General features: G+C 58.5%; 12 protein-coding genes. 8 read left to right on the plus strand and 4 right to left on the minus strand.

The genetic code is table 11. From position 1 onward, the window contains the following. Window positions 1-5: 5 nt before the first annotated feature. Both pstA and pstB read left to right on the plus strand, forming a co-directional pair. Window positions 6-1172: a phosphate ABC transporter permease PstA gene (pstA, locus tag GQR90_RS02745; RefSeq protein ID WP_024952406.1), complete on the plus strand. Its 1167-nt coding sequence runs from the start codon at window positions 6-8 to the stop codon at window positions 1170-1172. 78 nt (window positions 1173-1250) lie between these two features. Then, window positions 1251-2087 (plus strand): phosphate ABC transporter ATP-binding protein PstB, encoded by an 837-nt coding sequence (pstB, locus tag GQR90_RS02750; RefSeq protein WP_169734530.1) that lies wholly within the window; start codon window positions 1251-1253, stop codon window positions 2085-2087. 138 nt (window positions 2088-2225) lie between these two features. Here pstB and GQR90_RS02755 read toward each other — a convergent pair whose 3' ends face one another. Beyond that, window positions 2226-3431 (minus strand): acetyl-CoA C-acyltransferase, encoded by a 1206-nt coding sequence (locus GQR90_RS02755; protein ID WP_158772788.1) that lies wholly within the window; start codon window positions 3429-3431, stop codon window positions 2226-2228. A gap of 207 nt (window positions 3432-3638) precedes the next feature. Here GQR90_RS02755 and GQR90_RS02760 point away from each other — a divergent pair, with 207 nt between their 5' ends. From GQR90_RS02760 to GQR90_RS02780, 5 genes are all read left to right on the plus strand, one after another. Continuing rightward, window positions 3639-4241 carry a TetR/AcrR family transcriptional regulator gene (locus GQR90_RS02760; protein ID WP_158772789.1) on the plus strand — a complete coding sequence of 201 codons (603 nt, stop codon included), beginning with the start codon at window positions 3639-3641 and terminating at the stop codon, window positions 4239-4241. Between the two features lie 184 nt (window positions 4242-4425). Next, complete coding sequence (locus GQR90_RS02765) at window positions 4426-6195, plus strand: AMP-binding protein (protein ID WP_158772790.1); 1770 nt, start codon at window positions 4426-4428, stop codon at window positions 6193-6195. Between the two features lie 68 nt (window positions 6196-6263). Next, a complete protein-coding gene (locus tag GQR90_RS02770) occupies window positions 6264-7028 on the plus strand; it encodes an SDR family NAD(P)-dependent oxidoreductase (RefSeq protein ID WP_158772791.1) in 765 nt (254 codons plus the stop codon). A gap of 382 nt (window positions 7029-7410) precedes the next feature. Further along, window positions 7411-9222 (plus strand): acyl-CoA dehydrogenase C-terminal domain-containing protein, encoded by a 1812-nt coding sequence (locus GQR90_RS02775; protein WP_158772792.1) that lies wholly within the window; start codon window positions 7411-7413, stop codon window positions 9220-9222. A gap of 344 nt (window positions 9223-9566) precedes the next feature. Continuing rightward, on the plus strand, window positions 9567-10835 hold the full coding sequence (locus GQR90_RS02780) for an AI-2E family transporter (RefSeq protein ID WP_233266405.1): 1269 nt from the start codon (window positions 9567-9569) through the stop codon (window positions 10833-10835). 180 nt (window positions 10836-11015) lie between these two features. Here GQR90_RS02780 and trxA read toward each other — a convergent pair whose 3' ends face one another. Continuing rightward, the gene (trxA, locus tag GQR90_RS02785; RefSeq protein ID WP_024952398.1) at window positions 11016-11339 is read right to left on the minus strand and encodes a thioredoxin; all 324 of its coding nucleotides are present in this window, start codon (window positions 11337-11339) and stop codon (window positions 11016-11018) included. A gap of 260 nt (window positions 11340-11599) precedes the next feature. After that, window positions 11600-12376, minus strand: coding sequence for a sulfite exporter TauE/SafE family protein (locus GQR90_RS02790; RefSeq protein WP_158772793.1), 777 nt, complete (start codon window positions 12374-12376; stop codon window positions 11600-11602). Window positions 12377-12552: 176 nt separating this feature from the next. Here GQR90_RS02790 and cysB point away from each other — a divergent pair, with 176 nt between their 5' ends. After that, the gene (cysB, locus tag GQR90_RS02795) at window positions 12553-13533 is read left to right on the plus strand and encodes an HTH-type transcriptional regulator CysB (protein WP_158772794.1); all 981 of its coding nucleotides are present in this window, start codon (window positions 12553-12555) and stop codon (window positions 13531-13533) included. A 102-nt stretch (window positions 13534-13635) separates the two neighbouring features. Here cysB and GQR90_RS02800 read toward each other — a convergent pair whose 3' ends face one another. After that, on the minus strand, window positions 13636-14262 hold the full coding sequence (locus GQR90_RS02800; protein ID WP_158772795.1) for a phosphoadenosine phosphosulfate reductase domain-containing protein: 627 nt from the start codon (window positions 14260-14262) through the stop codon (window positions 13636-13638). Window positions 14263-14364 lie beyond the last annotated feature (102 nt).

Consider the following 14364-nt stretch of genomic DNA (forward strand, 5'->3'; position numbering starts at 1 on the left):
AAGACATGAGCCATTCATTCGACGACATCTCGGCCCAGCTGAAGGGCCGTCATCGCCGCACGCGGCGCCTGAAGATGATGTCCATGGGCGCTTTGGCCCTGGCGGCCAGCTTCCTGCTGGTGTTCATCGGCGACATGGTCATGCGTGGCTATCCTGCCTTCCAGCAGGCGGAGTTGAACGTCCCTGTCACGTACAGTGAACAGTCACGCGAGATCCCGCTGGCGGCGGTAGAAGAAGATGTCCGTAGCCTGGTCAGCCGTGGCTGGCTGCGTCAGCTGCCTCGTGCGATGAAAGCTGATCCGACATTGATGGGGCAGACGATCGACAGCTGGGTAATCTCGGATGACCAGGTCGATCAGTACCTCAAGGGTCACAAGTCACACCTGAAGCCGAAAGAGCAGCAGGTGCTGGACCGCATGATCGAAAACGGTACCGCCGAGCTCAAGTTCAACGTCAACTTCTTCACCACAGGTGATTCGAAGCTGCCGGAATATGCCGGTATCTGGTCTGCTGCGATGGGGACGATCCTGACACTGCTGGTCACCTTGGCCTTTGCCTTCCCGGTCGGCGTGATGACAGCGGTCTATCTGGAAGAGTTTGCACCGGACAACCGTCTGACGCAGGCCATCGAGATCAACATCAACAACCTGGCTGCCGTGCCGTCGATCCTGTTCGGTCTACTGGGCTTGGCAATCTTCATCAACTTCTTCGGTATGCCGCGCTCCTCACCGCTGGTCGGGGGGCTGACGCTGGGTTTGATGACACTACCGGTGATCATCATCACCACACGTTCGGCCCTGCGCAGCGTGCCAGATACCATCCGACAGGCGGCCTTCGGCGTGGGGTGCTCGCAATGGCAGGTAGTGCGTGACCACGTGTTGCCCTTGTCACTGCCGGGTATTCTGACGGGCTCGATCATCGGCCTGGCACAGGCGATGGGTGAGACGGCACCATTGATCATCATCGGCATGGTGGCCTTTATCCCGGATGCGCCGGAGTCTATTACTCAGGCAGCTACCGTGCTTCCGGCCCAGATTTTCACTTGGGCGGGCGAGCCGGAGCAGGCCTATGTTGAACGTACTGCGGCGGGCATCCTGGTGCTACTGTCAGTGCTGATCTTCCTCAACGCGGCAGCGGTCATGCTGCGCAAGAAATTTGAGCGTCGTTGGTAGGCAAGCGTCTGGCGACCTGTTGCAAGCAGGTCGCACCGTGCACGTCCTGGCCCACGACTGAATAAGGAATACGAGATCATGAGCATCACTGTCGCCAAGCAGCCTGCCGCAATTCAGCGTCTGGGCACCCCGATCAGCACCAACGAAGATGCCAATCACGAACTGGCCATTCGCGTCGAAAACCTCAATCTGTGGTACGGCGAGAAGAAGGCACTCAAAGATATCAATATCGATATCTTCCAGAAGAATGTCACCGCATTGATCGGCCCGTCAGGCTGCGGAAAGTCTACCTTCCTGCGCTGCCTGAACCGCATGAATGACCTGATTCGCAGCGTGCGTATCGAGGGTCTGGTCGAGATGGACGGTCGTGACGTCAACGCCCGCAAGATGGATGAGGTGGCTCTGCGTCGTCGTGTGGGCATGGTGTTCCAGAAGCCGAATCCGTTCCCCAAGTCGATCTATGACAACATCGCCTATGCACCGACCATGCATGACCTGGTCAGCCGTCGCGCTGACAAGGATGATCTGGTCGAGAGCGCGCTGCGTGATGCGGGCCTGTGGGAAGAAGTGAAGGATATTCTGGATCAGCCTGGCACCTCGCTATCCGGTGGTCAGCAGCAGCGTCTGTGCATTGCGCGCGCCATCGCGGTCAAGCCGGATGTCATTCTGATGGATGAGCCGACCTCGGCACTTGACCCGATTTCCACCGCGACCATTGAAGATCTGATGGACAAGCTCAAGTCTCAGTTCTCGATTGTCACCGTGACGCATAACATGCAGCAGGCGGCGCGTGTCGCCGACTACACCGCCTTCTTCCACATGGGTGAGCTGATCGAGTACAACGACACCAAGACGATGTTCTCCAATCCTCATACCAAGAAGGCCGAGGATTACATCACCGGCCGTTACGGTTAAGCCGTGGCCTGTCTGTGACGTCAGGCATGAGCTATCAGGTATGAGTCATCAGGCATGAACAAGAAAGCCCGGATCCATGATCCGGGCTTTCTGCGTTTTCACGAGCTCTGTTCAGCGGAGCTGGTGGACAGCGTTGCGTCAGCTTGCCAGCTCGACCGCAATGGCAGTCGCCTCGCCGCCGCCGATGCACAGTGCCGCGATGCCGCGTGTCTTGCCACGACGCTCCAATGCATTGATCAGCGTGACGATGATACGTGAGCCAGTCGAGCCGACCGGATGCCCCTGGGCACAGGCGCCACCGAAGACATTGACCTTATCGTGAGGAATCTTGTGAGCATCCATCGCCAGCAGCGTGACGACGGCGAAGGCTTCATTGATCTCGAACAGATCGACATCGTCGGTGGTCCAGCCGAGCTTCTTCATCAGACTATCGATTGCCCCGATCGGGGCCAGTGTGAACTCGCTGGGATGCTGGGAGTGAGTGCTGTGGCCGAGAATACGCGCCTTGATGGCCAGGCCACGGCTGTCTGCTTCGCCTCGGCTGGTCAATACCAGCGCTGAGGCGCCATCGGAAATGGAGCTGGCGTTGGCGGCAGTGATGGTTCCGTCCTTGGCAAATACCGGACGCAGTGTCGGGATCTTGTCGATATTGGCCTGGAAGGGCTGCTCATCGCGTTCGACGACGGTATCGCCCTTGCGGCTGGTGACGGTGACCGACGCGATTTCTGGCGTGATGTCTCCGGACTCGATGGCGGCCATGGCTCGCGTGAGCGACTCTATCGCGAAGTCGTCCATGCGCTGCCGAGCATACCCTTGCGCATCGGCTACGTCCTGGGCGAATACGCCCATCAGCTTGCCAGTCTCGGCATCTTCCAGGCCGTCGAGGAACATGTGGTCTTTCAGCTCACCGTGGCCGAGACGATAGCCACCACGTGCCTGCGTCAGCAGATGAGGAGCATTCGACATCGACTCCATGCCGCCCGCCAGCATGATGCGGTTGGTACCGGCGCGAATCAGATCGTGGGCCAGCATGGTGGCTTTCATGCCGGAGCCACACAGTTTGTTGATCGTGGTCGCGCCGATGCTGTCGGGTACGCCCGCCAGACGCATTGCCTGTCGTGCCGGCCCTTGCTTGACGCCAGCGGGAAGCACGCAGCCAAAGATGCCTTCGTCGATATCGGCAGGTGTGAGTCCTGAGCGCTCGATGGCGGCCTTGATGGCCACGGCGGCAAGCTCAGGGGCGCTCATGCTAGATAGCGCGCCCTTGAGGCCGCCCATTGGCGTGCGGGCACCGGCAAGAATGACGATGTCATCGGCGCTGGTGGCCGGAGAAAGAGTAGACATGGCGGTCTCCATTATTGTTGTCAACACTGTGTCAGAAGGTGGGGCTCACGACTGAATGAGCGGTATCCAATCACTGATGTGGCGCGGTATGACAGGCTCCCATGGCGTGTCATCAGTGGTTGCGTGGGCTGGGATGGCGTTGTGATCACTGCGTGGCTGTGCTTTGATCCATTCAATCCCATAAACCAAGCAAGCGCTAGTTATACGATGAATGTAGCCACCGCCTCACCCCGTCGCAAGGAGCTGGTCCGTATCGCCGCCCGCCTGTTTGTGGAGGAGGGGTACGACCGCACCACCGTCCGTATGCTGGCCCAGGAAATGGGCATCAAATCCGGCAGCCTGTTTCATCACTTCGCTGACAAGCAGGAAATCCTGTGTGCCGTGATCGAAGAGGGCATGTTCAGCGCGCTGGCCATCGCCCGTGAGCATCTGGCAACTCTCGATAGCTCTCTGGCTGCTGATACTTCCCGTGATCAGGCCCATCTGCGTCTGCTAGCGCTGGCGCGCGCCCATCTGGACACGTTGCTGACGGACCGCAACGCGCATGTCGTTGCGCTTTATGAATGGCGGCGTATTGAAGGCCCTGCCCGTGAGCACCTCGTTCAGCAACGTGACGAGTATGAAGCCTTGTGGCGCGATGCCATCGAGGCGGGCGTCGCGACCGGTCTGCTGCGTGGCGATGCTTCGTTATTGCGTCAGTTCGTGTTGGGCGCACTCAACTGGAGCGTGCGCTGGTACCGCGCAGATGGTGAACGCTCGCCGGATGAACTGGCAGAAGCCTTGATTGATAGCGTGTGTCATCCGCAGTGAGTGTTTCTCGTTGCCTTCAACTTTCGGCCAGTAGGGCCAACCAGTGCTTGCCGTGCGTCTGGCTTGCCGCTAAGTTGACGTTTACGTTAACTGTAAATCGGAGTTGCTGGCAACGACGGCTTCCCCGTAAAGCACTTACTGTGCTGCCCTGCGCCAGGAGTCTACCCTAGGAGCCAGACACGCCATGACGACACGCGATACAACAACAATCCGCACGTCACGCGCTAGCAAGGATACCCATCCCACCAGCCTCATCTCTCGCGCTATTTCTCGGTCCTCTGTCGCGGGCCATGCTTTCGAGCCAGCCCCCAATCAGACACTGAGCGATTATCTGGCTAGCTTCGATATAGACGCCCTGTGTAATGAGCTGCTGACGCCAGAGGCTGATGGCTTTATCGGCAATGCCTTCGAGGCATGTGTGGGTCGCCATCTACGTGCCGGGCATGGCGAGGCACTGGTGCTGGTGCACGAGGATGAGCACGGCAATGTCAGCGAATTGAGCTATGCGGAATTGGATGGCTTGAGTGCGCGGATGGCCACGGCGCTGGCAACTCAGGGTGTTGGGCCGGGAGATCGTGTGGCTTGCATGTTGTCGCGCACGCCGGAGCTGATGATTGCGCTGGCGGCGACATGGCGTTTAGGGGCGGTCTATCAGCCACTGTTTACGGCCTTCGGACCTGATGCACTTGAATATCGTCTGATGCGTGCCGAGACAAGAGTGGTGATTACCGAGACGGGACAGCGATCCAAATTCGATGCGTTGGAGCGCCATCCCCCCATCATCTGTGTGCGGCGTGAGGATGAAGCGCTGCAGGGTGCTGATCTTGATTGGCACGCACTCATGCAAAGTGAGCCGTTATCGCAGCCGCCAGTACAGTTATCAAGTGATGCGCCTTTCTTGCAGATGTTTACTTCCGGCACTGTTGGCAAGCCGAAGGGCGTGGCTGTGGCACTGAACGCATTGCCAGCCTTTTGGCTCTATCAGCGGTTGGCCGTTGATCTGCGTCCCGGCGAGCGTTTCTGGAACATGGCGGACCCCGGCTGGGCCTATGGTCTCTACTACGCCATTACTGGTCCGCTGCTGTTGGGGGCAACAACCTACTTCATGCAGTCGCCGTTCACGGCTGAGGGCGGCCTGGCCTTCATGGAGCGTCACCGCATCGACAACTTCGCGGCCGCCCCCACGGCCTATCGCATGCTCAAGGCCTCTGGTGTCTGCGAAGGCGCTTTTGAACGGCTGAATCTGCGTGTGGCCAGCTCTGCCGGCGAGCCACTGAATACCGAGGTGGTGGGATGGGTCGAGCGCGAGCTGGGCTGTACGGTGATGGATCATTACGGCCAGACCGAAACAGGCATGACCTGCTGCAATCATCACGCGCTGGCACATGAGATCGTCGTCGGTAGCGTCGGCTTCCCGCTGCCCGGCTATCGTCTGGCAGTCTTGGACGCCGAGTATCGTGAGCTGCCGCCGGGTGAGCCGGGCGTGCTGGCGGTGGACATCGCACGTTCTCCCGCCCACTTCTTCGCGGGCTACACCTGGCAGGAGAAGCAGCCTTGCGTGGAGGGTTATTACCTGACCGGCGATGTGGTGGTGGCCGAGGCCGATGGCCGCTTCACCTTTGCAGGGCGCGATGACGACATCATCACCACGGCGGGCTATCGCGTCGGGCCTGCAGATGTCGAGAATGCCATTCTGGTGCATCCAGCGGTTGCTGAATCTGCCGCTATAGGGAAGCCGGATGATATCCGCGGCGAGATCATCAAGGCCTATGTCGTGCTACGTGACGGCCATGTCGGCAGCGAAGCATTGGCGGATGAAATCCGCCAGAGTGTGCGTCAGCGACTCTCCGGACACAGCTATCCACGTGAGATTGCTTTCGTCGACAGCCTGCCCAAAACACCGTCAGGCAAGATTCAGCGCTTCCTGCTGCGCGCCGAGGCACGTGAAGATTGAATAGTCTAAGCCATAGTCGCTGACGGGCTGACAGCTAGCCTGCCTTGCCCTTTTTGGGAGAGTTTTGCATGAAGATTGCCAATCACTGCTTCTTGATCACGGGGGCGGCTTCCGGTCTTGGTGCTGCAACCGCTGCACGCCTTGTGGCGGCAGGTGGACGAGTAGTACTGGCAGATGTGTCTGAAGCTGCGCGCGCGCAAGCCGAAGCGCTTGGCGAATCTGCTCGCTTCTGCCATTGCGATATTACTGACAGCAGCAGTGTCGACGCTGCACTCGATGTTGCTGAGCAGATATTCGGCAGTCTGCAGGGCGTGATTCACTGCGCTGGCATCGTCAGCGTGGCCAAGCTGGTGGATCGCGAAGGGGAGCCTGCGCCGCTGGAAGGGTTCGAGCGAACGCTTGCGGTCAATCTTGTCGGCACCTTCAATGTGGCTCGCCTCGCAGCGGCACGCATGGCGCGCAATCCGACGGGAGACGAGGATGGCGAACGCGGCATCATCATCAACACCGCGTCGGTGGCGGCGTTTGATGGTCAGGTCGGCCAATGCGCCTACAGTGCTTCCAAGGCGGGGGTGGTGGGTATGACATTGCCGATGGCACGTGAGCTGGCACGCCACGGTATCCGCGTGATGGCCATCGCGCCTGGCGTATTTGAGACGCCGATGATGGCGGGTATTCCAGAGCCGGCCCGCGAAGCGCTATGTGAAGCGGTACCGTTTCCCAAGCGCCTTGGGCGGCCCGATGAGTTTGCCAGACTGGCCGAACACATCATCACCAATACCATGCTCAATGGTGAAGTGATTCGCCTCGACGGTAGCATTCGCATGGCCTGATACCCGCTATCCAAAGGGAATAGCGTCTGAGACAAGACATCGAATGCATGAATTGCTGGACTGTTTATCTCTGGGGGAGATATTGCTCGACCGCACTAGTGGTCGGGCTTTTTTGGGTCCGTCATTTGCCGTTTGTCAGGCTTCTGCCACCAATGTCTCAGGCTATTAATCAAACGATCGCTTGACTGAGCAGTGAGTGAAAGGCTAATTTCAAACGAATGTTTGATTGCGTGTCATGCTTTCCAGCGAGAACATGACGATCGCCATCCTGTTAACGCCCCCATCATTCAAGTACGCATCATTCAGGTATGCATTTTTTCGTGCACATGAGTGTCTGCGTCAGGTCAGCGCCGCCGCGTCGCGACGGCTCAAGGAGAACAGCATGCCGGACTATCAGGCGCCCTTGCGCGACATTCGCTTCGTGATGAATGAACTGCTCGATTATCCGACTCATTACGCACGTCTGCCCGGAGGTGATGAGGCGAGCGAAGATATCGTCAGTGCCATCCTGGAAGAAGGCGCGCGCTTCGCCAATGAAGTGCTGACTCCGCTCAATCAGTCTGGTGATCGCGAGGGCTGTACCTTTGAGGGCGGTGAAGTCAAGGTGCCGAGTGGCTTCAAGGCCGCCTATCAGCAGTACGTTGAGGGCGGCTGGCCGAGTCTGGCGGCTGCGCCTGAGCATGGTGGGCAAGGGCTGCCACCCTCACTAGCGATGGTGTTGTCCGAGATGGTCGCATCGGCCAACCTGTCATGGGGCATGTATCCGGGGTTGTCGCATGGCGCGATGGATGCGCTCAAGCATCATGGTAGCGAGACGCTCAAGGAAACCTATCTCACCAAACTGGTAGAGGGCCGCTGGACCGGTACGATGTGTCTGACGGAACCTCACTGTGGCACGGATCTTGGCCTGATCAAGACCCGTGCCGTGCCGCTGGATGCGATGGATGACAACGGTGGCTATGCCATCAGCGGCACCAAGATATTCATCTCTGCCGGCGAGCACGACCTCTCCGAGAATATCGTTCATCTGGTGCTGGCCAAGTTGCCGGACGCGCCGGAAGGTTCACGCGGTATCTCGTTATTCGTCGTACCCAAATTCCTGCCGAATGCCAATGGTGAAGCGGGCGAGCGCAATGGTGTCAGCTGTGGCTCCATCGAGCACAAGATGGGTATTCACGGTAACTCTACCTGCGTGATGAACTTCGATTCGGCTATCGGCTATCTGGTTGGCCCGCCTCACAAGGGCTTGGCCTGCATGTTCACCATGATGAATGCTGCGCGCCTTGGGGTGGGTATTCAGGGAGTGGCACTCGCGCAGGTCAGTTTCCAGAACGCCTTGGCTTATGCGCGCGATCGTTTGCAGATGCGGGCTCTCTCGGGCGCCAAGGCACCGGAGAAGGTCGCTGATCCGATCATCGTGCATCCGGATGTGCGCCGCATGCTGCTGACTCAGAAGTCGATTGCCGAAGGTGGGCGTATGCTGGTGATGTACGCCGCTCAGCTCAATGACATTGTCGAGAGCTTCGAAGATGGCGAAGAAAAGACGCGTGCCGAGACTGTATTGGGGCTGCTGACGCCCATCGTCAAAGCCTTCCTGACCGAGGCCGGCTTCGAAGCCACCAATCATGGTGTGCAAGTCTTCGGGGGGCACGGCTTCATTCAGGAATGGGGCATGGAGCAGTTCGTGCGCGATGCGCGCATCACGCTGCTCTACGAGGGCACCACCGGTATCCAGGCGCTGGATCTGCTCGGTCGCAAGGTGTTGATGAGCCAGGGCGAGTCGCTGAAGGTCTTTACCAAGGAAATTCACAAGTTCTGCCAGGCCAATGAAGGCAGCGAGTTTACCGGCCCGCTGTCTGAACTGAACCGCGAGTGGGGCGAGCTGACCATGGCAGTAGGCATGAACGCGATGCAAGATCGTGAGGCTGTCGGTGCTGCCAGTGTCGATTACTTGATGTATGCAGGCTACGTCACGCTGGGGTATCTGTGGGCACGTGCCGCGGAAACCGCCAGTGCGGCGCTCGCCGCCGGTGAAGGTGATGCTGCTTTCTATCAGGCCAAGCTGGATACCGCTCGTTTCTACTTCCAGCGCATCCTGCCCCGCACCCAAGGCCATGCTGCCATGATTCGCGCTGGTGGCGAGACGCTGATGGCGCCCACTGTCGAAGGTTTGGGCAGTGGTTTTGAGATCTAGGCATGTCGCCAGTGTTGCGAGGGCCACTGAGTCTGCCGTCAAGCCGGCTGATTGAAGCAGCCCTGATAAAGCGAATCGTGGTGAAACACGCTGTACGAGAAACATAAATATTTATCAGAAACAGCGGCTTGCAAGACGCCGTTGCTTGCATGAAACCTATACCTTCAGTCAGTGCGCTCTGACTCGGTACTCTTGGGGAGACTTCGGTCTCCCCATTTTTATCTGTGGTTCTGCGGGACCTTGAATGACAGGACTTGGCTTGGCTCACATAGGCGGCCAATATAAGCGAATTGCGGCACTGCATTGGGCAGTGAGCCGCAGGGCATGACAGCACAGGTGGCAGGATGCATAGGGACGATATTCATGAAACGTCGCAGATGGCAGGGGAGACGGCGATTTCTGCTGGAGAGGCGAGTGAGCAGGAGCCAAGCGACAATGCCGGGCTGAGTGAAGGCACGACCAGTGAAGAGGCTACCACGCGTATGGAGGTACCGCGGGATGAGCGGCAGCAGGAAGCACGCGTGCTGTCTGGTCGCTCCATTGCCAGGCCGACAGTGCATAAGGCGTTGGAAATCCACCCATTGCTACTCGGCATGGCTGCGCTGGTCATCATCATCGGTGGCATGAAACTGGCGGCCGATCTGGTGGTACCGCTATTGTTGGCTGTATTCGTGGCGGCAGTGTGCGATGCCCCCGTGCGCTGGTTGTCGCGGCATGGCATTGGTCAGCACTTTGGGGTGCCTATCGTCATACTGACGGTCTGTGTGCTGTTCTCTTCACTGGCGGCATTGCTGGTGTCACGCTTTACGGCGTTCAGCGATGAAATGCCCAAGCTGGAGGAGAGCCTGGGTGAGAGTTATCAAAGCTTTCTGGAGTGGCTGACCAGCCATGGCCTGTCTTTTGCGCCAGCGAATATCAGTGATCTGATTGATCCGGCATCAATGACACCGTGGGTACCCAACCTGCTCACAGGGCTGAGTGGTCTACTCTCTTCCGGTGTCATCATCATACTGACGGCGACTTTTCTGCTGTACGAAGCACTGTCGTTACGTGACAAGCTGGTCAGTACGCTACGCAGCCCACATGTCAGCCTGAGGCGCTTCACGCTCTTCTCACTGACGCTGCGTCGCTACCTGGCGGTCAAGACCTTGATCAGCCTGATCACCGGTGCCCTGGTCGGCGTCAGCTGTCTGGTGCTCGGGGTCGAATACGCCTTCCTGTGGGCGACGCTAGCGTTCTGTCTCAACTATATTCCTAATATCGGTTCAGCTTTGGCAGCCATTCCGGCAGTGATGTTGACACTGATAATGCCCGAGGGCGGCCCCGTCACGGCGCTGCTGCTGGGAGGCTGCTATCTGGCGATCAACTTCATTCTTGGCAACATGATCGAGCCACGAGTGATGGGCCGTACGCTGGGCCTCTCGACACTGGCCGCCTTCCTGTCGCTGGTCGTATGGGGGTGGGTGTTCGGACCGGTGGGGATGCTGCTGTCGGTGCCAATCACCATGACGTTGAAAATCGCGTTCGATTCTCATCCCAGTACCCGTTGGGTATCACGCCTGCTGGGTCCCTCGGTGAGACGCATTCGACGGCGCCAACAGATGTCGGGATGAGGTGAGCCAGTGAAGTGATGGTCTGAGCAGACAGCTTGCAATCAGTCATACAAAAAGCCCCGTCACGTGATACGTGACGGGGCTTTTCCAGTCGTGGGCCCAGGTGATTCCAAGAGGCCCACCATGCTACATATCGGGCTCAATCATTGCATCGAGACCGTAGCGCTCAAGCAGGCTCTATCAGAGGTTTTGCTCGATGAACTGGCTCAGCTGGCCCTTGGACTGGGCACCGACAAGTGACGCAACCTTGGCGCCAGACTTGAACAGGATGACAGTCGGCACGCCGCGCACACCTTGCTCGGCAGCAATTTCCGGCGCGTCATCGACATTGACGTTGACGATCTTCAGGCCTTCGCCTCGCTCGTTGGCCACTTCTTCGACCACCGGCGCCATCATCTTGCAGGGGCCGCACCACGGAGCCCAGAACTTCAGCAGTACCGGGGCTTCAGCGTTAAGAACTTCCTGTTCGAAGTTAGCGCCGGTGACATCGACGTGATTGGACATCTTGTTTCTCCAGGGGATTCGTTTCGCTGTCTGCGGCAATGCCGGGACATGCAGGCTGTGTCCGATGGTAGCGCCACTTTCCATCACTGACAAATGGACATTCACCATCGGCACAATAGCAGGGGGTTATGATCGCATGTGTTTTTATAGCTGTTTTATTGGTTTGAGGGAATATCTAGACACAGAGAAACGGCGCTGACCCGTGATTGATGGCCAGCGCCGCTACGATCAAACGCGCTGATGGGACAGCTTTCCTGCGATCAGAAGAAGGCGTAACGAATGCCCAATACCAACAGCAGTGTGGTTAGCAGGCCCTGCAGCAACCCGCTGGGCATATGACGCGTCAAGCGTGCGCCAAGGCTGATGGCAGGGAGTGAGCCGACCAGCAGCGCACCTAGCAGCATGAAGTCGACATTGCCTAGCCACAGATGCCCAAGCCCCGCGACCAGTGTCAACGGGACGGCGTGAGCGATATCGGTACCGACGATACGTGCCGTTGTCAGCAACGGGAACAGCATGATCAGTACTGCGGCACCGAAGGCGCCCGCCCCGACGGAGGACAGCGTGACGCAGACACCAAGCACGATGCCTGACAGGACTGTCAGTGGTGCGGCGTGACGCACGATGAAGCTTTCCGGGGTGATCAGGCTGAGCAAGCGCTTCTTGAACAACAGCACTGCGGCGGTGAGAATCAACATCACGCCAAGCATGCCCTTGATCAACCCGGCGTAGGCCGTCGGGTCAGTGAAGAAGGTATGCAGTACTGCAATGGTCAGCAGCGCTGCCGGCAGTGAGCCAATGGCCAAGCGTCGCGCGATGGTCCAGTCCACATGGCCTTGACGATGGTGCGCCCAGGCACCCCCCGCCTTGGTAATGGCGGCATAAAGCAAATCGGTACCCACGGCGACATGCGGTGGGAATCCGAACATGAGTAGCAGAGGCGTCATCAGTGAGCCACCGCCAACGCCAGTGACACCGACCGCGAACCCTACTCCGGCGCCTGCTAGCATGTATAGCAGCAGTTGTGTGACTTCCATCCCTACCTACCCCCTTGTCAGGTTACTGTCGCCAATCTACTCTTGAGCGTATATTCCCGAAAGGAATCATTATTCATGATTTTATCGCCCGATCATCTTAGCAGGGTGGCCGGCCATGTTTGGGCCACTGTCACGCTACCTTGCGTTGACGGGGCTTCTCAGGAGAGTGAAGTCGCATGAAACTCCAGCAGTTGCGTTATATCTGGGAAGTGACCCGTCACAATTTGAATGTGTCGGCCACGGCGCAGAGCCTCTATACCTCTCAGCCCGGTATCTCCAAGCAGATTCGTCTGCTGGAAGATGAGCTGGGTGTCGAGATCTTCGCGCGTAGCGGCAAGCATCTGACGCGTGTGACACCTGCGGGTGAGTCGATCGTCGAACTGGCAAGCCAGGTGCTGCGCACAGTAGAGAACATCAAGCACGTCGCTCAGGAACACAGTGATGATCGCCGTGGCAGCCTGTCGATTGCCACGACACATACTCAAGCGCGTTACGCCTTGCCGCCGGTGATTGCCGACTTCACGCGCAAATACCCCGACGTTGCACTGCACATGCAGCAGGGCACGCCCAAGCAGATCGCCAGCATGGTGAGTGAGGGGCAGGCGGACTTCGCTATCTGTACCGAGTCACTGGAGTTGTTCAACGATCTCATCCTGCTGCCCTGCTATCGCTGGAATCGCTGCATTCTGGTGCCGAAGGGCCATCCACTGGTGGCCGTCGCCGAAGGCAGCGGCCTGACGCTTGAGTGCCTGGCGGACTACCCGCTGGTTACCTATACCTTCGGCTTTACCGGACGTAGCCAGTTGGACGATGCCTTCAAGACGCAAGGGCTGACGCCGAACGTGGTGCTGACGGCTTCGGATGCCGATGTCATCAAGACCTATGTGCGGCTTGGGATGGGCATCGGTATCGTGGCCCACATGGCGGTGGACGACGTCGCCGATCAGGATCTTGTCGCGCTGGATGCCACACATCTGTTCGATAGCTCCACCACCAAGATCGGCATTCGTCGCGGCACCTTCATGCGCAGTTACATGTTTGAATTTGTCGAGCGCTTCGCGCCACATCTGACGCGTGATCGGGTCGAGGCAGCACTGGCGGCAGGGCCGCGTCATGAGCACGAGATCTTCCGCGATATCGAGCTACCGGTACGCTGAGTCTCATCAGCCGCGCATGAAAAAGCCCGCCTCCTGAGAGGCGGGCTTTTTGCATTCTGGCAGCATACTCACATGATGTGAGCGTTGGCACGGTTACCAATGTCAATGTGCCAGGTGCAGGCCACATTCGCGATTGTCTTCCGCCTTGGTCGGATCGACATAGTCGAACTCGTTGGGCAGATCATGAGCGACCAGGTATTCATGCATCTGCTTGGACGACCAGTTCAGTACCGGAGCGACCTTGAGCAGGCCATCGCCATTCAGCGATATCGGCTGCATGCCGGCACGGAAGGCGGTATCACTGGCACGTACGGCGGTGAACCACATTTCCGGATTCAGCTCACGCAGGGCACGTTCGAACGGCTCGAGCTTCACTTCACGAGTGAAGGCTTCGTGACGCGGATCATCGATATGCGGCGTCAGGCCATCGACCGCTTCACGGTGCGCACGAGTGCGCTGCGGTAGATAGATGATCCGATTGAGATTCAACTTGCGCGTCACTTCATCGGCGAAGCGATAAGTCGCATCGGTGTTGTAACCGTTGTCCATCCACACGATGGGGATGTCGGGCCGATAACGTGTGACCAGATGAAGAATTACTGCCTCAAAGGGACGGAAATTGGTCGTGCAGATGGCACGCTTATCCAGCGATAGCGCCCATTTGGCAAGTGCTTCAGGGTCATTGCCAAGCTCGGTATTGATACCAGCGAGATCGAAGGTATTAGACATGATGAGGCTCCAGAACGAAGGCACGTCCGAAGAAGCGGAGCGCAGGGCTGATCAGCGGGTGTGACTACCATCAGCAGGCGGAGATCGCTCAAGGAGACGTGC

Source organism: Cobetia sp. L2A1 (assembly GCF_009796845.1).
Lineage (GTDB): Bacteria > Pseudomonadota > Gammaproteobacteria > Pseudomonadales > Halomonadaceae > Cobetia.